This is a genomic window from Lacticigenium naphthae DSM 19658 (genome assembly GCF_000425865.1).
Taxonomy (GTDB): domain Bacteria; phylum Bacillota; class Bacilli; order Lactobacillales; family Carnobacteriaceae_A; genus Lacticigenium; species Lacticigenium naphthae.
The window spans coordinates 306,067-325,713 of the sequence record NZ_AUEG01000001.1; the positions used below are offsets into that span (position 1 = coordinate 306,067).

Consider the following 19,647-nt stretch of genomic DNA (forward strand, 5'->3'; position numbering starts at 1 on the left):
CTACCTGCCTATCTCTAAATCATTTATAAAAGACAAAATCCCTTTGGAATTAAAAAATAGGTTGTTTTTATTTAGATACATAGAAAGTTCCTGCACAAGTATTTTGGCATCATTCATTTGATTTGCATATGATTTATACGCATTCTCTATTCCCAATAGACTTGGATAAGTGTTTTTTTCTCTCTTAATATCCGAACCAGCTGGTTTGCCTAATGTCTCTGTTGTTTCCACACGATCTAGGATATCATCTCTTATTTGATAAGCTAACCCTATTTTATCTGCAATTTCGCCTAGTATAGTTATGACCTTTTTATCTTGTTTGGTCAAAATCCCAGCTGCTTGTAAAGCAAACCTCAATAATGCTCCAGTTTTTCTCAAATGGATCGATTCCAACTCCAACAACGTAATATTTTTATGCTCTGCTTCCATATCTGATTGCTGGCCCCCAATCATGCCATTATGACCAGCCGCTTGAGCTAATAAAGTAATGAGCTCAATTTTAATTTTTGATTCATTTTGCGAATTCTTTCCAATTATTTCAAATGCTTTTGTCAACAATGCATCACCAGCAAGAATTGCCGTTGATTCGTCAAACACTTTATGATTGGTGGGTTTCCCCCGTCTCAAATCATCATCATCCATTGCTGGTAAATCATCGTGAATCAAAGAATAGGTATGCACTAATTCTAAAGCTATTGCAGAAGGATAACCATCTGCAATTGAGCCACCAAAAGACTGGAGGGTCAATAAAAGCAATAAAGGTCGGAGCCTCTTTCCACCTGCTTCAAGAGAATAGCGCATAGAGGCTTCTAAAGTGGCTTGGTTTCCGAAGTCGGCTGTGAGTTCGTTCATCATTTTAATTTCGAATTTTTTGAGTTCCTGATTTGCAAAATATTCAAAAGCCATTTTATTCTCCTTGTAAATCTTTAGTTTCTAATTCATTTTCGAAAATTATTTCTTCTCCGTTTTCATCTACAATCTTTGTGAGAGTTTCTTCTGCGTCTTGTAATGTTTTCTTTAGTTTTTTACTTAAGGTAATGCCTTTTTTAAAGCTATCTAACGCTTCTTCTAAAGGAATATCTCCCCTTTCTAAGTTGTCAACGATCCCCTCTAGTTCATTTAATGAATCTTCAAATTTCTTCTCTTTTTTAGTCATTTCTCTTCCCTCTTTCAACTTTTGTAACTTGAGTTCCAACTTTTCCATTGAGTAAGTGGATAGCTACAGAATCTCCCTGTTCGACATCTTCGACAGATCGAACTACCTTCTGATCTTTTGTTACATAACTATAACCACGAGACATTATTTTTAATGGAGAAAGATGATCTAATGATTGAATAGTATAATTTGTTCGGTTATTTTTTTCTTTTAAATAATTTCTCATAAAATATATTAATTGTCTGTTTTTTTCATTGATATTTTCTCTATTTATTTCAATATTGTTTTTGGGACTGCTATTTTTTAAACGCAATTGTAGCAAAGCTAACGATTGATTATTACTATTTAATTTTTCTCCAATCAATTGAACTGCTTTGTCCACTAATTGATCAATATTTTGATTATAAGTTTCATATAAACGTTCGGGCTGTTTAAAAATGTAAGATTTTCTGATCGTTCTTAATCTTTCCTTTAGTCTTTCTATTTTATTGAAATAAGCTTTCCCTGCACGCAATTCTAACTGTTTGATCTTTAAAATTTCTTCATTCAGAATAGGAACAGCCAGTTCTGCTGCCGCTGTTGGAGTGGCAGCTCTAATATCAGCAGCTAAATCCGCTAAGGTCGTGTCCGTTTCATGACCAACAGACGATATTACTGGAATATCTACTTGGGCTATTGCACGTGCAACTATTTCTTCATTAAAAGGAAATAGATCTTCAAAAGAACCCCCACCCCTTGCTATTATAAGGGTATCGAACGAATTAGTCTCTGCTACTGAAATCACATTTTTTGCAATCGATTTTGCAGCTTTTTCACCTTGAACATACGTAGGATAAATAACTAACTGAACAATGGGGTATCTCCTTTTTACAGTAGTAATGATGTCTCTTATAACAGCCCCACTTGGACTAGTTATTATAGCAATTCGCTTTGGATGGTATGGTAAAGGTTTTTTTGGTAGAGAAAACAATCCTTCTTTTTGCAACTTGTTTTTTGTTTCTTCATAAGCTTGAAATAATTGGCCAATACCATCTGGTTCCATATGTTCAATATAAATTTGATAGTTCCCAGTTTTTTCATACACGGAGATCCTTCCAATTACTAGAACTTTCATGCCTTCTTCTGGAGTAAACCGCATTTTTTTAAATGCGGTTTGAAACATAACTGCTGAAATTTTAGCTTTTTCATCTTTCAAACTAAAATATTGATGGCTGTTTGGTCTATTTCTCTTAAAATTGGAAATTTCCCCAGTTAAGTAAACTCTTTCCAAGTAAGGATCTTTATCAAATTTGTACCGTATATATTGGCTCAATGCTGTTACGGTCAAATAAGTCGGCTGCATTCATGCACATCCTTTCTACACTGATTAGTTTAGCATAATTAATAGATTTTCGTACATGTCATTTTGTTTACCATTATTATTTATTTCATATCAACTACTATATAAAAAAGGACTGAATGGTATCAGCCCTTTTTCACGAAAAAAATATCAAGATTCAATACTAGTTTCTAATATTCTTTTTTTTCTGATTCAGCAATTGAAGAAAGAACACCGTTAATAAACTTACTCGATTTTTCATCACTATATAACTTTGCTAGTTCAATTGCTTCATTCATCGCAACATTGTCAGGAACATCTTCACTCATTAATAATTCATAAGTAGCTAAACGTATTAACTGTAAATCTGTCCTAGGCAACCGAGTGATTGACCAATGTTCTAAATGTTTTGAAATAATAGCATCCAAATCAACTTGTCTGTCAAGTACTCCTTGAACCAATTGATTTAAGTAATCTGGTATATCAATATCTTCAACTTCCGTTTCTTCACTATTCAATGCATATTCAATGGCTTCTTCTATGCTTAGGTCTCCATGCGAAGAAATCTGAAACAATGCTTGTAGTGCTTTCTCTCTTATAAATCTTCTTGATACTTTCACTTTATTCATCCTCATCGTCTTCAAGATTTAATAAATCTTGTAAATCTAACTTGTCAGGAACTATGCCAGCAATGTGAATATTCACTTCAGACAAGTCTATATCAGTCATATAGTAAACCTGTTCTTTTATTTTTTGTTGAATTTCCATTGCTACTTCTGGTACATTCACACCATATTTGAAATAAGTATAGACATCGATCACTAACCCATTTTCTGTCGAGGAAAGATGAACACCTTTTTTATGGCTTTTTTTTCCGAATAATTCTGTGACACCAGTAGCTATTCTTCCTTGCATTGCATAAACTCCATCTACTTCATTAACTGCAATTCCTGAAATCACCTCAAGAACTTCTGGAGCCACTTCAATTTCTCCATAAGGATTTTGATGCTCTGAATAATTTTTCAATTTATCTTCGGCCATTTTAATTCCTCCTTATAACCCAATTCACTCATGAAATTAAGCTCTCGATACATAAGAGCGGTCTTCTGTATTAACAATCAGCATGTCATCTTTATTTACAAAGAAAGGGACGTTAACTACAGCTCCAGTTTCTAGAACGGCTGGTTTGGTTCCCCCAGATGATGTATCTCCTCGTATACCTGGCTCTGTTTCTGCAACTTTCAATTCAACCGTATTGGGTAAATCCACACCTAACATTTCGGAATCGTACATGATAATTTGAACTTCCATATTTTCCTTCATGAACAATAATTCGTCTTGAATTTGTTCACCCGGTATTTCAATTTGTTCATAGTTATCTGTGTCCATAAATACATGCGAACCGCCATCAGCATATAAATACTGCATACGTCGGTTATTTATTTGAGCTTTTGCTACTTTTTCACCAGCTCGGAATGTTTTTTCTTGAACCGCGCCAGTACGTAAATTTTTCAACTTTGAACGAACAAAGGCCGCTCCTTTACCTGGTTTCACATGTTGGAAATCTACTACTTTCCATAAATTCCCATCTACTTCAATAGTCAGTCCCTTTTTAAAATCATTTACTGATATCATTATTTGTCCCCCTTCGAACCTCTTCAATATTAGTCTACCATTTTTTTTTAAAAAAATCTGTTAGTAAAATTTTTTTCTTCTTACAGAATGATTAATTCTTTGGATAAGGTCATCAGGTTTTGATTCCCTGATTCAGTAATAAGTAAATCATCTTCGATTCTTACTCCGCCTAAACCAGGTATATAAATTCCCGGTTCATCGGTGATTACATTTCCGGGAACAAATTTTTTGTCACTTTTAGAAGAAACAGCCGGACCTTCATGCACTTCCAAGCCTATTCCATGACCTGTCGAATGTCCGAAATGTTCACCGTAACCCTCTTCACTTATATAGCCTCTTGATACTGCATCCAATTCTGCTCCAGTCATTCCTGGTTTGGCCGCTTCCAAGACTTTCAACTGTGCCTTACGGACAATAGCATAAATCTTCTTCAATTCTTCTCCCGGATCACCTAAGGCAAATGTTCTTGTCATATCCGATACATATCCTTTATAGTAACAACCAAAATCAATTGTTATCATTTCGCCCTTCTGAACACGTTTTTCGCTAGCTACTCCATGAGGCATGGCTGAACGAACACCACTAGCAACAATCGTATCAAACGATACGCCAGTTGCCCCTTGTTTACGCATATAAAAATCCAATTCATTGGCGATCTCAATCTCAGTCATCCCAGGTTTTATGAAATCTAAAATATATTCGTAGGCGGCTTCGGTAATTTCTATAGCTCTCTTAATTAGTTCTATTTCTTTTGGTTCTTTTATTTCCCGAAAATCCTCGATCAAGCCAGATGCTGAAATCAATTCACTATCAACAAGATCTTCTAGATTATCATAAGTAGATACTGTCACATGTTTTTCTTCAAATCCTAATTTTTCAATGGATTCTTTTTCACAAATATTGGCAACCTCGGCAAGTATATCTCCTTTATTTTCAATAATCGAAAAATTTTTAGCTTGTTCGCCAGCTTGCTCTGTGTACCGGAAATCAGTTACAAAATAAGCGGTATCTTTTGTTATCACACTCAATCCTGTTGTTCCTGTGAAATTTGATACATAACGTAAATTATACGGACTTGTAACGAGTATGGCATCTAATTTTCTTTCAACTAATTTTTCTTGAATTTTTTTTACACGTGACATTTTTCCACCCCTATACCTAATTTTCACTTATACAAAATCTCTTCACTTTATTATAACAAAGTACTTATGAAAAGAAAATGAAAGGAAGACAAACTACCATTTTATTCAATGAAAAAGAAGTGGGCTATTTTTAAAAATAATAAAAAACCAAGGGAAATATACTATCCTTGGTTGGTAAAATTATGCACTCTAATGACTTTTAGTTTGTTCGTACGTTTAGCACTATTATTTCTATTGATTTAAGCCTATACCTTCATTAAATTGATAGGTTTCACCTGAGTCTAATACTGCTGTGTAACAGAATATGTTCCTTTTCCCATCTTTAAAGACTTCTACTTCTCCTTCTTCAAATGTAAAAATTATGTCTTTCCAATCATCGGAAGAATCCCCTTTATTAATTTCAACCCGGGATAAATTGATCATAGTTTTTAGCGTATAGGATTCTATTATCATATTTTGTGTGACCTGCTGATTTTTATAGTTATAGGTTCCAGCCAAAACTAACTGAATAACGACAAACAGAAGAAGCAAAACTGAAATGAGAATACTTCCTTTGTCCTCATTCATCGATCATTTCCTGCATTGTATAAGAATAAAGGAGTGCCGTGTACGAATTTTGATCTGCTAATTTCACCCTCAAAAACATATTACTGTTCTCTTGATAAAAACGGCATTCCTTCACATTCATTAAATAAGGTTCATGACCTCCATTTTCAACTTTCCTAATCATTTGCTGACCACCATTGCGATAGTATTCTAAAACGAATTTCTTGTCGGGATAAATGAAAACTATTTTACTAGACTGGCATTCAACCGATATTGGAGACTCAATGATATTTTCTACCTGATTTAAAAATATATGCCATTCATTTTGACTCGTCTGAAACAGGTTGTTTTCTATAACTTCCACTTGCTTCATTCCTAAACTTAATAAATGAACTGTGCTTAAAAGGATGAACAGAGAAAGAAGAATTTCTAAATAACTGAATCCTTTTTCATCATTCGAAAGTACTGTATAAAATTTTGATTTCTTCTTCAACTTCTCCCTCCTGGTTTATCAGCCTGATAGTTGAATCACTTTTTGTGACCTCGTAATCTCTATCATTTATTTCTCTTTTTAATTTTGATATCGGTTGATTATTTAACAATGTAACATCATACATCATTCGGGCTTTTTCAATTATCTCTTTGTTTTCAAATAAATTCGTAACAAAAAAAGTCAAAAACGACAAAAACGTCGTACTGATCACCAGCACTATAAGTAAGCCAATATAACTTTCAATCAATAAAAATCCTTTATCGTTCAAATTTTTCAATAGTGTATTTCCCACTTCCCATTTGGAATTTTATCAGTATAGTTTTAGTAGGCGATGTTATTTTGATTGCTTTTATTGTACTTAAAATCCCTGTTTTAGGTTTGATACGATAGGTCACCGAACTACTGATCAGATTCATGTTGGAAGGTAAGATAAGGTCACCCTCTAAAATATGTTCCGACTGTGTAGGGACACGAAAAGCAATCGTGTCACTATCGGGAAGAGTTACCATTGTAGTAAATTCATCATAAAAAATAGCATATTGTTGAATACTATGGTACTGGGTTTCCCACTTACTCAAAAATTGATTGATTTCTGTCTGTTCCCTAATTTGAGGAATTATCATGATCGGGAACAAAACCATCCCGGAAACAACCATCATAACCAGGATGGTTTCAAGTAAAGTAAACCCTCTCTCATTCAAATTCAATATTCTATTCAATTTTCTTGGTAACTTTACCATTGATAAGTACAAACGACTCCTGAGCTTTTTCTACCTGCTGAGAAGTCAAATAATCATCCGTTAGTGAATTGAAATCAGTGGGAGAGATATTTTTGTTGTCTAATTTATATAATTCAACTTGATTTTGTAGCACAATTTGTAAGGCTTCATCACTGACGCTCGTTGAATGTTCCCCATATTTTCCTATATTGGGTATTACTAGCAACAATAAGGATGAGATCACCAGTAACACAATGATCATTTCCACCAAAGTAAAACCTTTATTATTTTTTAGAAAGTTTTTATTTTTCATTATGATCTCCTTTATATTTGGTTAACAAATGTAAACATTGGCATTAATATTATCAAATAAATCGTAATAATAATTGCCCCAATTATTATTAGTAAAATAGGTTGGAGTAAACCTATCAGTTTCATTATCCGTTCATTCAGTTCTTCTACACATTTTTTTGCATGTAATTCCATTGTTAATGCTAATTGTCCAGTCACTTCACCTCGCTGAATCACATTAGAAAAATCTTTAACAAAAAATGGCACAGTGTCAAATGTTTGTAACAATGATTTGCCTCTCAATAATTCTTGTTCCATTTGGGCTCCTACTTCTTTAAATAGTGCAATAGAGTGATCAGCTTGCATTATTTGTACCATCTCAAAAAAAGTAAATCCATTTTTTAAAAGTCCACTCCATTCTTTTTCAAACAAGGCTGTGTAATGAAGCTTAGTAAGTTTACTGATTCCGGGTAAAACAGAAAGTAATTTCACCTTTTCAATAGCAGTCAATTTTACAAACTGCTTTTTGGACAGATAGAAGATGACAATTCCCGATAATGAACCGGTAATAAATAGAGGAATCGTGTAATCAATTAAGAAAAAAATTAATGAGACAAGTAAAGTTGTATTCATTGATCGAATATCTATAATCATTTCTAAGTTTGGAAGCATCATTGTTTTTAAACTTAAAAATATAAGAAATAAGAGTACGAGTAAAAAAGAAGGATAACGCAATAGCTCTTTTATTTGTTTTGCATTTCTTTCATACTCTTTAATTTGATTACCACAAGACAGTAAAGTTTCATGGAAATTACCATGCAAAAACGAAAATGATATTTGGATAATGATCCCATTTGAAAAACCTAATTCCTTTAATAATGAGTCAAATCGTTCGCCCTTTTCTAATCCTTCACATAAATAATCCATCCAATTATTTCGCTTTTCAGAAACAGACTGAACGATACTCATACTTTCCTTCAAAGAGAACCCCTCTTTAATTAAGCTCCCTACAGTTATTAAAAATTGCCCTTGTTCTTTTTGAGAGATTCTCTTATGGGATTGCATATTTTGTGTACGTGTCTTCTGAAATATATCCATAAACATATGCCTTCCTTAATATCTGATTAAATTGTGAATGTATAGGTGCAGTTATTTTGTCTTCACTACCGACTTTTTTAAATGAGTTATTGAGTTTTTTACCCGTTTGTACTTCAAATAGGATTGCCCGCTTATTAAAAAGAGGAATATGATTGCAAATCACTTGGCATTCCTCCTTACATAATTCGCAATACCTTGGAACTAATTTCTGGAAAACTATCCCTGTTAAAGTTTGTCTTAGTAGGTTTTCAGAAACACCTAATTCCATCATTCTAGTGATTACACCAGCCGTGTTTTTGGCGTGTACACTGGCCAAAACTAAATGACCAGTTAACGCTGCTCGTACAGCTATATTAGCTGTCTCTTCATCACGAATTTCACCAATGATAATGATGTCTGGATGATGTCTCAAGCATTGTTTCAGCAACACTTCATAGGTAATACCAATTCGCCGATTTACCTGTGTCTGTAGAAATAACGGCTCGTTGATTTCAACGGGATCTTCGACAGTAATGACTTGAAGATTCTCTTTTTCTAATTTCCCCTTCACTAAGTGATACATTATAGATGTTTTTCCTGAGTCAACTGGCCCAGAAAATAGTATCAGACCGCTTTTATAATTAACAAGTTTTTCTATTTTTTTAAGATGATCTTTAAAAAAAATACTGTATTCATTTTCCCCATATGCTTGTTTTTCAATTAATCGAATAACAAGACTTTCTTCCGTTCTGAAATTTGAGAGAATTGAAAATCTTAAAGAAACTTCTTTTTCAGACAACAAAAAACTTGTTGCCCCGCTTTGCGGCTTCCGGTGTTCTCCCATGTCCATGTTTGAGAGATATTTAAAATAAGAAATGAGTTTTTTACCTTCGTGTAAATCTAAGTAAAAATTTTGAATCAGTTTTCCGTTTTGTCTGAAATAAATAGAGTAGTGATTGTTCTCAGGCAAAATATGAATATCACCTGTACCGCTTTTGTTCGCCAGTAGCAACATATGTTCTGCAAAAAATTCCGCTTCCAAACTTTCACCCCCTTTTTGTTGTTAGTAATAAATAAGTAAAAAGAAGGTGATAAATTTTCAAAAAAAAAAAAAAAAAAATAAACCGTTCCCGGTTTATTTTAAATAGATTTATTTTTTTAAAACGTATGCTACATTTCTCCATTATGGAAAACTTCGCTCACATCATCATCATCTTCCAGAGCATCGATCATCCCTAGAAATTGTTCTCTTTTATTTTCAGGGACAGGAACAGTCATAGTTGGAAGCATCGTAACTTCAGCCTCTGCTAGTGTATAGCCTTCATTCTTCAAATATTCTTTGACTGTTTGGAAATCAGCAGGATCACAGTAAATTTCAAAAACTTCGTCAGCTGTTTCCAATTCTTCTGCTCCGCTTTCCAATACGGCCATCATCATCATGTCCTCATCTACTTCCAAATTCTCCCGTTCAATCGCTATATATCCTTTGCGATTAAACATGTAGCTTACGGATCCTTTTTCGCCCAATGAGCCACCATTGCGACTAAAGGCAACATGCATATTGGTACTTGTTCGATTCAAATTGTCTGTCAGTCCGTGGACAAGGACTGCTAGTCCACTCGGCCCATATCCCTCATAAATAACTTCATCATAATTAGCTCCATCACCCGAATCAGTAGCACGCTTGATTGCTCTATCAATATTATCATTGGGCATATTACTTGCCTTTGCCTTATCTACTGCTAATCTCAACTGTGCATTTGTATCGGGATCTGGACCTCCATCCTTTGCAGCTTTGTATATTTCTTTAGACAATTTCTGGAAAATTTTACCTCTTTTTGCATCTTGTGCATTTTTACGGCCTTGAATGTTCTTCCATTTTGAATGTCCAGCCAAAATAACCCCTTCTTTCATTCAGAGTAAAAATCTTTTTAAATTATACCAAAAAAATGAATAAATAAAAACATCTCTATATTTTTTATTTTTTTGTTGCTAACCACCCAATTATAACACCAGTCAACGCCCCAAAACCATCTAATATAATATCTTCTAATAATGGTGTCCTCTGTGGAGTCAACATTTGATGAAACTCATCAAATGAAGCGTAGCCTACAGCAAGCAATATAGAAAGTAACATAGCTAAGGGTAAACTACTTGTCTTATTTCTCAATCCTAAAAACCACAAAAGGCCCAGAAGGAAATATGAGGTAAAGTGCACACCTTTTCTCAGAATAAATTCAATAAATGAACTATATCCCAACGCTTCTATACTGATTAAATTCCCAGCATAATGAAATTCTATATTTTTTAAAATACTTAACAATGGCTGACCCGCTAACAGATTGTCCAATGTCGAAGTAATATTTTGTTCTCCATACGTCATAGATGAACTTTGAAAAAGTATAATCATAACTGCAAAAGCTAAAAGGATATAAATATTATCAAATTGCGATTTTTTTCTTTTCATTTTTGTTACTCCCTCACATCTTTTATTACATACTTCACCATTTTACCATAGAATAAAAATAGACGTTTTACAGATATGAGTAAACAGTGGCTTTTTTTTATAGATAAGAGTAATATTATTTTATATTGATTTACATTTAAATAATATAAAATGGTTAATTCTTCACTGTCTTGTCAAAAGGCAATGTTCTTAATCAATTTGGTTTTATTAAATAAAGGAGGAATAAATTTGTATAGTCAAAATTGGGATTTAGATTCACTGTTTCCAGGGATCCATTCAACAGAATTAGAAAATAGGTTCAATCAAATTGAATCAAATTTAGCTATTATAAAAAGTAAGATTACTTCTTGGAATTTCGAGGATGATGCCTTAGAATTTCAACGTTTCCAAGAAATCATTCACTACTACGAAAATCTTTCGGTTTCTATAGAACAGGTCGGCACTTATCTTAACGGTGTAATCTCTGCAGATGTACAGAATCAGGACGCCAAAATGAAATTTGGTAAACTATCGGACTTCGGAAGTCAATTTGATACTGTTGACACCTTGTTATCTAAAAAGATCAGTATGTTATCCGATATTGAATGGAGCAAGATATTAGAAGTAACCCCTGTTGCCAAACGTTCATTCGTTCTGTCTGAAAAAAGAGACCTCGCAAGAGATTTTTTAAGTGAAGAGGAAGAAACAATAATCAATGCTCTTTCAGTAGATGGAATTCACGGATGGTCTCAACATTATGATTCGATTGTGTCACATATTAAAATCCCCTATACAGATGATAAGGGAATGACGACGGAGCTTTCAGTTGGTCAGGCACAAAATAAAATGTACGGTCATCCAGATCCTTTTGTACGTCAGGATTTATTTGAAAAATGGGAAAGTGGCTGGGGTACATATGCTGATTTGTTTTCAGATACTCTAAATCATCTTGCTGGTTTTAGGCTAGCCGATTATAAACTCCATAATAATGATAATATTTTAAAGAAGCCACTTGAATATAATCGCATGAGTGAAGAAACGTTAGATACCATGTGGAGTACTATTTCGGAAAATAAAAAGCCATTTATAAACTATCTTGAACGTAAAGCAGCTCTAATGGACAAAGAAAAACTCGGTTGGCAGGATATTGAATCCCCGGTACTAATTGGAGACTCCAAAGCTAGAGAGTTTTCCTTTGATGATGGTGCAGCTTTTATAATCGAACATTTCGAAAAATTCAGTCCTAAAATGGCTAGCTTTGCTCAAAATGCCTTCGAGAATAATTGGATAGAGGCAGAAGATCGTTCTGGGAAAGCTCCCGGTGGATACTGTTCGAGTGTTCCCGAACATAAAGAATCTAGAATTTTCATGACCTATTCTAATTCTTCTGGAGAAGTTGCTACTTTGGCTCACGAACTTGGCCATGCATTTCATAGTCATGTCTTGTTTGATTTACCTGTTTTAAACCAGCAATATGCTATGAACGTAGCGGAAACTGCAAGTACATTTGCGGAATTAATCATAGCTGATGCTACAGTGAAAAATGCAACCGATCCAAAAGAAAAAATTACATTATTAGATAACAAAATCCAGAATGCTCTTGCTATGTTTTTAAATATTCATGCCCGTTTCATTTTTGAGAAACGTTTTTATGAAGAACGAAAAAATGGCATGATATCTTCTGAAAGATTAAATGAATTTATGATAGATGCACAAAAAGAAGCTTTTGGAGATAGTCTTTCTAGCTATCATCCTTCATTTTGGGCTAGTAAATTGCATTTTTATATTTCAGGTATCTCTTTTTACAATTTCCCTTACACTTTTGGGTTTCTTTTCAGTCTTGGAATTTATGCTTATTCTCTCAAAAAAGAACAAAATTTTGAAGACGACTATATCGCTTTATTAAGAGATACAGGTACAATGACGACGGAAAAATTAGCTCAAAAACATTTAGGAGTCGATTTAACAGAAAAATCATTCTGGGAAAACGGAATAGCCATCTTAGAAAAAGATGTAGAACTCTTTTTGGAATTGACAGAAGAACATATTTAATTTCTATAGAACAGCAACACAAAAGGCACTTCTATAATAAAGTAGAAGTGCCTTTTGTATTGCTGTTCAACGAGAGAATAATCCATGTAATTCATTCTTTGTTATCGGGAACATAAACAGTGATATGTTTTGGTAAAATTTCTAAATCCAATGGGAGTGAATCACCTTCATCTCCATCCACATTAGCTTTAACATCCATTGAGTCATCTTTAAGTATTATCGTTCCTTTTTTAAATTTTCTATAAAAAACATTTTCATCATTTGGAGCTTCCCCTGCAAATATTTTTGGAATTAGAGAGAGTTTATCTGCGATTTCATTTCCTTTTAAGGCTAGAATGTGCATATATCCATCATCAACTTTTGCTTCTGGAATCATTGTTTGGAAACCAGCCACAGAATTGGTAAGCGCGACCAGAACAAGTAATGATTCCAGTTCAACTATTTCTCCGTCACAATTAATTTCAAATGAATAAACCTTTTTATCCGCAACAGCTTTTACTCCTTCTAGCAGATAAGCCATGGGTCCTAATTTAGTTTTTTTCTCTATTGGAACTTCATGTACTGCTTCTGGAATTGAGCCTATGGCAACTATATCAATGAAATAATGATCATTTATTCGACCCATATCAATTTCTTTCTTTTTCATATGAGTGAGTTGCTTAATAGCTTCTTTGGGATCCATAGAGATTCCGAGGACTCTGCCCAAATCATTAACAGTTCCTAATGGAATAAACCCGAAATCTGGCCGGTTGCTTTCTGTTGCTAACCCACTCATGCATTCATTAACTGTTCCGTCTCCCCCTAATGCAAATACTGCATCAAATTGACATTGTGCAGCATTTCTTGCAAATCGTTCAGCGTCTCCACCTTTTTCAGTCCACTTCAGTTCTACTTCGTCAAACATTTCCAATAATTTTTTATTAACATCCTCTGCGAATTCTTTTCCTTCCTCTTTCCCTGAAGAAGGATTAACGATCAGCATTACTTTACTCATTATCTCACTCTTTTCTAATAGGTTATTATTTCTATTTTAATGAATCTAAAAACTGATTTCCACATATACGGCTCAAAAAGAAAAAGAGTATTCCCTTTTGAAAAGAGAATACTCTTTATTTACAATTCGTCACTCAATAGCGTCCGTATCCTACTAATTTAGGACCCCAATAACTTGAATTCACTCTTGTATAAGCTACTCCAGTACTTGACTGAGAACCAATAAATTGACCCCCGCCAGTATAAATCCCCACATGTGTCACAGATCTTCCATTCCCGGAAAAGAATACTAAATCTCCAGGTTGAGGACTAGAAACCTTAGTGGCACTTGCGTATTGTCCAGCTGCAGAACGAGGTAAACTCTTACCAACTTTATTAAATACGTAAGATGTAAATCCAGAACAGTCAAATCCATTAGTAGTAGATCCACCATAGTAATATCCAACACCTAAAACAGAGTTTGCAATAGACTGCACATTTGAACCACTCACAGTTGGTTTTGGAGCGGCTGGTTTAGCAGCAACCTTTTGTACAGACTGAGTGTTCTCTGAGCTTGTTTGAGCAATAATATTTTGACTAGCTTCCGCAGCTACTTCTCTAGCAGCTACAACTTGAGCTCTTTCAGCTTCAGCTTCTTCTTTTAACGTTAAATAATATTCTTTCTCTGATTCAATAGTCGCTCTTTGAGAAGCTAATTCGGCAACCACTGATTCTTTCATCAACTGTTGTTCTTTCAATTCGGCGCTTAAACTTTCTAATTCTCCAGATGCATCGTTTTGCTCATTGATCTTCAATTCTGTTTCTTCTTTTTTTAAAACTACTGATTCTTTATCCATTTTTTGTTCTTCAACCAAATCTTTATTTGCGCTCACAATGTTTTCCACAACATTTAGACGACCTAGAATATCAGTTAATGAATCTGAGTTAACTATGAACTCAATATAATTTGTTGGATCCCCACTAACTTGAATCGAACGGAATTGATTTTCAATTTTATCATTACGTGCCGCAATATTCTCTTCTAAAACAGCAATTTCTTTTTCAAGATTTTGTTTCTCTAATTGAGATTCTTCGATTGACTTTAGTAATTTTTGTATTTTACTTTGATTATCACTTATTTTATTTTCCAAGGTAACTAATTCAGCTCGTATTTGTTGTTGTTCAGCATCAACCTTTGACAACTGACCACCCAACTCATTTATACGGTCATCGTATGTATTTGCAGAAACCGTCTCATCTCCTATTAAAAATGCGCCAGTCAGCATAGTACCTACTAAAGTCTTTACAAGAAATTTATTCAATGAATTTCCCTCCGTTTAAATAAAATTATGTTTTTATGTATAAAATTGACTTGTTTACTCACTTATTTTTATATCCATAAGAAGTATACCACTCCTCAAGGTGAGAGAAGTTTCAGTTTTGTTACAAGTTCATTTCATTTCAAACTCATTTTTATACATTGATTGAACTTGCTCAAACATTCAAGTAGTGCACTTATACTATCTTATTGTTATAATATATAGTAATTAGAATATCATTTAGGGGGATTTTTAAAATGGAAGATTATAGAGTATTGCTTTATTACAAATATGTGCACATAGAAGATCCTGAACAGTTTAAAGATGATCATTTAAAGTTCTGTAAAGAACTGGGACTTAAAGGAAGAATATTAGTATCTGCAGAAGGATTGAATGGTACAGTTTCAGGTACCGTTAAGCAAACAGACGCCTACATGGAAAAAATTCATGCTGATTCTCGTTTTGAAGACATGCTCTTCAAAATAGATAAAGCTGATGATCATGCTTTCAAGAAGATGCATGTTAGATATAGACCTGAAATAGTTAGCTTACAATTAGGTGACGAAAACCATGATGCTTCTGAACTAACAGGTGAGTTTTTAGAACCACAAGATTTCAAAAATGCTTTGTTAGATGAAAATACAATTGTTTTAGATGCCCGGAATGACTATGAGTATGATTTAGGTCATTTCAGAGGAGCAGTAAGACCTGAAATACGTAATTTCAGAGAATTACCTCAATGGATCAAGGACAATAAAGAAAATTTTTTGGACAAAAAAGTGTTAACCTACTGTACCGGTGGTATTCGTTGTGAGAAATTAACTGGTTGGTTAATGAAGGAAGGTATCGATGTGGCCCAGCTACATGGTGGCATTCATCAATACGGCGCCGACCCAGAAGTTCAAGGAGAATATTGGGATGGATCGATGTATGTTTTTGATGAGCGAATCAGTGTCCCAATCAACAAAAAGGAACCGGTCATAGTCGGAAAAGATTGGTTTGATGGTTCCCCTTGTGAACGTTATGTAAATTGTGGGAATCCTTACTGTAATCGTCAAATGTTGTGTTCATCAAAAAATGAACATGCCTATTTAAGAGGCTGTTCACACGACTGTCGTGTGCATCCAGACAATCGTTATGTCAAAGAACATGATTTGAGTATAGCAGAGGTTGCAAAACGCTTAGATATGATTGGAGAGTCTCTCCCTACATCTTCTCAAAAATAAAGGTCCTATTATTTATAATCACTCATTATGGATCTGTGTCTCCCCATTTACAGAACAGGCACAAGAAACAACTCTATTGTGCCTATTCATTCTTTTATACATTTTGATTGAACTGTATTGTCCTTATTTTCATTAATAATAAATACTTTTTTTGTCATCCAAAATTGTAGTAATTATTAAATGAGAATGCTTTTTGACAGATCTCTAAAAAAATTGCTATGTGAATACTCTTTTTGATATAATAATCCAAGCATAAGTTACTCTGTCAGATACTAAAAATGAGGTGAACACTTTGAAAGGCTCGAACAATAAATCGAACCATTCGTTTATTGATAAAATTAAAGAGACGGATACCTTTAAAAAAGTCGCGAATTCGCTTAATGAACTAAATAAACATTCAGAAAGTAGTTCGACTACTCCAAATGATCCACAGGATGAAGTTGATTATCATTTTACCAATGACACTGCTTCTCCTTCTTCTGAAAAATCTACCAGTAGTGACGAATCCCTGCTAGATTCGTCCTCTTCTTCAGAAGCCTATAAATCTACAAAAAACGGTTCAGATGAAGATTCAACAGATAAACCAATGGATGAAGAAGATAATCGAAATATAAAAGATGAGGACACACAAGGCGCAAAAGAAAATGAAAAATCTTCAAATAAGGGATTCTTTTATTATTTTGATTTAGTATTTTTGATTACCAAACGGGTTATCATTGCTCTTTTTATTCTTTTAATTATTGGGGGAGCTTTAGTAGCTGGAACAGGCCTTGGATATTTTGTTTCGCTTGTTTCCGGAAGAGATGTCCCAGAACACGCTGAGATGGTACAATCCGTTCACAATATATCTTCAAAATCAACAATGTACTATGCTGGCGGGGAGGAAATCACCGAACTTAGAGCGGACTTAAAACGAACACCTATTGAACTAGAAGATATATCGCCTCAAGTCTTAAACGCCGTAATTGCTACGGAGGATGAATACTTTTACGAACATATTGGAATTGTACCTAAGGCTATCATACGTGCTCTCTTTCAAGAATTTACGAGCTCTCCTTTATCATCTGGGGGTTCCACTTTGACACAGCAGTTAATCAAACAACAAATTTTAACGAATGAGGTTTCATTTGAAAGAAAAGCAAATGAAATCATGTTATCTATGCGCTTGGAAAAAGCAATGGAAAAAGAAGAAATTTTAGAATCCTACTTGAATGTTTCGCCCTTTGGGAGAAATAATCGTGGCGAAAACATTGCTGGTGTCCAAGAAGCAGCTGAAGGAATTTTTGGTGTGAATGCTTCTGAATTAAGTTTGCCACAAGCTGCTTTTGTTGCCGGACTTCCTAAAAGTCCCATTGCTTATTCTCCTTACACGCAGACAGGAGAAATAAAAGAAAATTTTGAATTGGGTATTGATCGTCAACAAGAAGTCCTCTATCGAATGTTCCGCGAGGACTATATTTCACAGGCTGAATATAATGAAGCAATAGATTATGACATAACACAAGATTTCATTCAAAGACAGCGGTCTGAAGAAAAAACACTCACCTATCTCTATGATAAGGTTGAAGAACAATCGAGAGAAATAATTTCACGTTATCTTTATGAAAAAGAAGGATACACAGCTGAAGAAATCGCTGCCGATGATCAGCTATCGAGCAAGTTCTATAAAGAAGCAGATCGTGAAATGCGTATGAATGGTTACAATATTCATACAACGGTAGATAATGGTATTCAAGTAGCCTTCGATGAAATTATTGCAACCCATGGAGAAGAACTGGGGTTTGATCGTTCCTATACCTATGTAGACGAAGAAAGTGGAGAAACTCTAGAATCTGAAATATATCCAATACAGAATGGTAGTACATTAATTGATAACAAAACCGGTCGTATCATTGCCTTTGTAGGCGGACGTGATTATGAAAGCTCTCAATTCAACATGGCTATGGATGCGAGAAACCAACCTGGTTCGGTTATCAAACCATTGCTCATTTATGGTCCCGCTTTAGACAATGGCTTAATCACACCAGCCACAATCATCCCAGATACTTCTTATTCAGTTCCAAACTGGGATCCCAACGTTGGTGGGTTTGTGGACAAAGAAATAACCAACTATGGAACAACCACAAATCGTTGGATGACTGCTCGAGAAGCTTTGACAAAGTCACAAAACTTACCTGCCATCAGAATTCACATGAATAATCGAGAAAAAATCGATCCACTGTCTTATCTACGAAAAGCCGGCATTTCACAAGAGGCCGCTTTAGATAACGAAATTGAAAATGCTTCTTTTGGTCTTGGTGGATTTCAGACTGGTCCAACTGTTTTAGAATTGACTAGCGCATTTGCTAGTATTGCAAATAATGGAAAACATGTAGAACCTTTCCTGATTTCTAAGATTGAACATTTAAATGGAGAAATAATATTTGAACATGAACAAAATGAAGATACTGTTTTTAAACCTGAAACAGCTTTCCTACTTCAAGATATTTTACGCGATGTAAATGATACTGGAACAGGTCGTGGAACAGAGGAGCAATTAAACTTTTCTGCTGATTTCATTGCCAAAACGGGAACCACGAACAAATACAATGATATCTGGTATGTCGCGAGTACTCCTGAAGTTACTTTAGGTTCCTGGATTGGTTACGATACTACTCAATTAGATGTCGAATATGATTATGGCATTCATCCAAGTACTCGAAATCGTACGTTTTGGTCTCGTCTGATGAATGCAGCATACGAAAATAATTCAACTTTAATTGGTGCAGATAAAAGCTTTCAACCTCCAACGGGTATCACTGAAGAAAGTGTTCTCATTAAAACCGGTATGAAGCCAGGTGAAGTCAAAATACCTGGCGGTGCAACTGTAACTATTGGTGGCGATACATTTACAGAATATTTTAGTAAAGAATATGTACCGGGTACCACAACCTATGATTTCCCAATAGAGGCTTCAGATGCAGAATTAAAAAAATTCTGGAGTTCCTACGTACAAAGAATCAGAGATGAACAGGAAGCGGAACGTCGAGCTGAAGAAGCTGCACAGAAAGCTCAAGAGGATGCTGAACAAGATGCGAGTGATGAAGCTGAACAACAAGAAACTGGTTCTTCAGAATCGACAAAGTCTGATACATCCAGTGACTCCGCTAAATCAACAGAACCTGACGAATCCAATAGTTCCTCGAGTTCTACTACAAGTGAAGAATCATCAACAGAGTCAGATGATGATTAATAAAAGTAATAAAAAAGAAGCGA

Annotated in this window: 21 protein-coding genes; 3 read left to right on the forward strand and 18 right to left on the reverse strand. The window is 34.5% G+C overall.

Going from position 1 to position 19,647, the window contains the following annotated elements:
• The 16 genes from H626_RS0101475 to H626_RS0101550 all read right to left on the reverse strand — a co-directional run bounded on the left by H626_RS0101475 (window position 1) and on the right by H626_RS0101550 (window position 10,844).
• Window positions 1-906 (reverse strand): polyprenyl synthetase family protein, encoded by a 906-nt coding sequence (locus H626_RS0101475; protein WP_027107755.1) that lies wholly within the window; start codon window positions 904-906, stop codon window positions 1-3.
• A 1-nt stretch (window position 907) separates the two neighbouring features.
• Window positions 908-1,156 (reverse strand): exodeoxyribonuclease VII small subunit, encoded by a 249-nt coding sequence (locus H626_RS0101480; RefSeq protein WP_027107756.1) that lies wholly within the window; start codon window positions 1,154-1,156, stop codon window positions 908-910.
• Complete coding sequence (gene xseA, locus H626_RS0101485) at window positions 1,149-2,498, reverse strand: exodeoxyribonuclease VII large subunit (RefSeq protein WP_027107757.1); 1,350 nt, start codon at window positions 2,496-2,498, stop codon at window positions 1,149-1,151. Before xseA ends, H626_RS0101480 begins: the two co-directional genes overlap by 8 nt.
• A 167-nt stretch (window positions 2,499-2,665) precedes the next feature.
• Complete coding sequence (gene nusB, locus H626_RS0101490; protein ID WP_027107758.1) at window positions 2,666-3,103, reverse strand: transcription antitermination factor NusB; 438 nt, start codon at window positions 3,101-3,103, stop codon at window positions 2,666-2,668.
• Window positions 3,096-3,515 (reverse strand): Asp23/Gls24 family envelope stress response protein, encoded by a 420-nt coding sequence (locus H626_RS0101495; protein ID WP_027107759.1) that lies wholly within the window; start codon window positions 3,513-3,515, stop codon window positions 3,096-3,098. The genes nusB and H626_RS0101495 overlap by 8 nt, the downstream gene beginning before the upstream one ends.
• A gap of 36 nt (window positions 3,516-3,551) precedes the next feature.
• Window positions 3,552-4,109, reverse strand: coding sequence for an elongation factor P (efp, locus tag H626_RS0101500; protein ID WP_027107760.1), 558 nt, complete (start codon window positions 4,107-4,109; stop codon window positions 3,552-3,554).
• An 80-nt stretch (window positions 4,110-4,189) separates the two neighbouring features.
• Window positions 4,190-5,251, reverse strand: coding sequence for a M24 family metallopeptidase (locus H626_RS0101505; RefSeq protein ID WP_027107761.1), 1,062 nt, complete (start codon window positions 5,249-5,251; stop codon window positions 4,190-4,192).
• Window positions 5,252-5,482: 231 nt separating this feature from the next.
• Window positions 5,483-5,818, reverse strand: coding sequence for a hypothetical protein (locus H626_RS0101510; protein ID WP_027107762.1), 336 nt, complete (start codon window positions 5,816-5,818; stop codon window positions 5,483-5,485).
• Window positions 5,811-6,290 (reverse strand): competence type IV pilus minor pilin ComGF, encoded by a 480-nt coding sequence (gene comGF / locus H626_RS0101515; protein WP_027107763.1) that lies wholly within the window; start codon window positions 6,288-6,290, stop codon window positions 5,811-5,813. The genes H626_RS0101510 and comGF overlap by 8 nt, the downstream gene beginning before the upstream one ends.
• Window positions 6,250-6,567 carry a hypothetical protein gene (locus H626_RS0101520; protein WP_027107764.1) on the reverse strand — a complete coding sequence of 106 codons (318 nt, stop codon included), beginning with the start codon at window positions 6,565-6,567 and terminating at the stop codon, window positions 6,250-6,252. Before H626_RS0101520 ends, comGF begins: the two co-directional genes overlap by 41 nt.
• Window positions 6,548-6,991, reverse strand: coding sequence for a competence type IV pilus minor pilin ComGD (comGD, locus tag H626_RS0101525; RefSeq protein ID WP_169449757.1), 444 nt, complete (start codon window positions 6,989-6,991; stop codon window positions 6,548-6,550). Before comGD ends, H626_RS0101520 begins: the two co-directional genes overlap by 20 nt.
• Before the next feature lie 10 nt (window positions 6,992-7,001).
• Window positions 7,002-7,322 (reverse strand): competence type IV pilus major pilin ComGC, encoded by a 321-nt coding sequence (gene comGC / locus H626_RS0101530; protein ID WP_027107766.1) that lies wholly within the window; start codon window positions 7,320-7,322, stop codon window positions 7,002-7,004.
• A gap of 11 nt (window positions 7,323-7,333) precedes the next feature.
• The gene (gene comGB / locus H626_RS0101535) at window positions 7,334-8,398 is read right to left on the reverse strand and encodes a competence type IV pilus assembly protein ComGB (RefSeq protein WP_027107767.1); all 1,065 of its coding nucleotides are present in this window, start codon (window positions 8,396-8,398) and stop codon (window positions 7,334-7,336) included.
• A complete protein-coding gene (gene comGA / locus H626_RS0101540; RefSeq protein ID WP_027107768.1) occupies window positions 8,352-9,419 on the reverse strand; it encodes a competence type IV pilus ATPase ComGA in 1,068 nt (355 codons plus the stop codon). Before comGA ends, comGB begins: the two co-directional genes overlap by 47 nt.
• 128 nt (window positions 9,420-9,547) lie before the next feature.
• Window positions 9,548-10,273 carry a YebC/PmpR family DNA-binding transcriptional regulator gene (locus tag H626_RS0101545; RefSeq protein WP_027107769.1) on the reverse strand — a complete coding sequence of 242 codons (726 nt, stop codon included), beginning with the start codon at window positions 10,271-10,273 and terminating at the stop codon, window positions 9,548-9,550.
• 82 nt (window positions 10,274-10,355) lie between these two features.
• Complete coding sequence (locus H626_RS0101550) at window positions 10,356-10,844, reverse strand: VanZ family protein (RefSeq protein ID WP_027107770.1); 489 nt, start codon at window positions 10,842-10,844, stop codon at window positions 10,356-10,358.
• Between the two features lie 183 nt (window positions 10,845-11,027).
• Here H626_RS0101550 and H626_RS0101555 point away from each other — a divergent pair, with 183 nt between their 5' ends.
• The gene (locus H626_RS0101555; protein ID WP_051237700.1) at window positions 11,028-12,875 is read left to right on the forward strand and encodes a M3 family oligoendopeptidase; all 1,848 of its coding nucleotides are present in this window, start codon (window positions 11,028-11,030) and stop codon (window positions 12,873-12,875) included.
• A 91-nt stretch (window positions 12,876-12,966) separates the two neighbouring features.
• On the opposite strand, the gene H626_RS0101560 is transcribed toward H626_RS0101555, so the two are convergent.
• Window positions 12,967-13,869, reverse strand: a complete 903-nt coding sequence (locus H626_RS0101560) for a diacylglycerol/lipid kinase family protein (RefSeq protein ID WP_027107772.1) — start codon at window positions 13,867-13,869, stop codon at window positions 12,967-12,969.
• 133 nt (window positions 13,870-14,002) lie between these two features.
• Window positions 14,003-15,169, reverse strand: coding sequence for a C40 family peptidase (locus H626_RS0101565; protein WP_027107773.1), 1,167 nt, complete (start codon window positions 15,167-15,169; stop codon window positions 14,003-14,005).
• 254 nt (window positions 15,170-15,423) lie between these two features.
• On the opposite strand from H626_RS0101565, the gene trhO reads away from it, so the two are divergent.
• Window positions 15,424-16,392, forward strand: coding sequence for an oxygen-dependent tRNA uridine(34) hydroxylase TrhO (trhO, locus tag H626_RS0101570; RefSeq protein ID WP_027107774.1), 969 nt, complete (start codon window positions 15,424-15,426; stop codon window positions 16,390-16,392).
• A 292-nt stretch (window positions 16,393-16,684) separates the two neighbouring features.
• Window positions 16,685-19,624 carry a transglycosylase domain-containing protein gene (locus H626_RS10355; RefSeq protein ID WP_051237701.1) on the forward strand — a complete coding sequence of 980 codons (2,940 nt, stop codon included), beginning with the start codon at window positions 16,685-16,687 and terminating at the stop codon, window positions 19,622-19,624.
• Window positions 19,625-19,647 lie beyond the last annotated feature (23 nt).

Excerpts from the sequence above, each read along its gene's own strand:
- H626_RS0101475 (WP_027107755.1), bottom strand. The coding sequence starts at position 906 with ATGGCTTTTGAATATTTTGCAAATCAGGAACTCAAAAAATTCGAAATT.
- H626_RS0101480 (WP_027107756.1), bottom strand. The coding sequence starts at position 1,156 with ATGACTAAAAAAGAGAAGAAATTTGAAGATTCATTAAATGAACTAGAG.
- xseA (WP_027107757.1), bottom strand. The coding sequence starts at position 2,498 with ATGCAGCCGACTTATTTGACCGTAACAGCATTGAGCCAATATATACGG.
- nusB (WP_027107758.1), bottom strand. The coding sequence starts at position 3,103 with ATGAATAAAGTGAAAGTATCAAGAAGATTTATAAGAGAGAAAGCACTA.
- H626_RS0101495 (WP_027107759.1), bottom strand. The coding sequence starts at position 3,515 with ATGGCCGAAGATAAATTGAAAAATTATTCAGAGCATCAAAATCCTTAT.
- efp (WP_027107760.1), bottom strand. The coding sequence starts at position 4,109 with ATGATATCAGTAAATGATTTTAAAAAGGGACTGACTATTGAAGTAGAT.
- H626_RS0101505 (WP_027107761.1), bottom strand. The coding sequence starts at position 5,251 with ATGTCACGTGTAAAAAAAATTCAAGAAAAATTAGTTGAAAGAAAATTA.
- H626_RS0101510 (WP_027107762.1), bottom strand. The coding sequence starts at position 5,818 with ATGAATGAGGACAAAGGAAGTATTCTCATTTCAGTTTTGCTTCTTCTG.
- comGC (WP_027107766.1), bottom strand. The coding sequence starts at position 7,322 with ATGAAAAATAAAAACTTTCTAAAAAATAATAAAGGTTTTACTTTGGTG.
- comGB (WP_027107767.1), bottom strand. The coding sequence starts at position 8,398 with ATGGATATATTTCAGAAGACACGTACACAAAATATGCAATCCCATAAG.
- H626_RS0101550 (WP_027107770.1), bottom strand. The coding sequence starts at position 10,844 with ATGAAAAGAAAAAAATCGCAATTTGATAATATTTATATCCTTTTAGCT.
- H626_RS0101555 (WP_051237700.1), top strand. The coding sequence starts at position 11,028 with ATGTTCTTAATCAATTTGGTTTTATTAAATAAAGGAGGAATAAATTTG.
- H626_RS0101560 (WP_027107772.1), bottom strand. The coding sequence starts at position 13,869 with ATGAGTAAAGTAATGCTGATCGTTAATCCTTCTTCAGGGAAAGAGGAA.
- trhO (WP_027107774.1), top strand. The coding sequence starts at position 15,424 with ATGGAAGATTATAGAGTATTGCTTTATTACAAATATGTGCACATAGAA.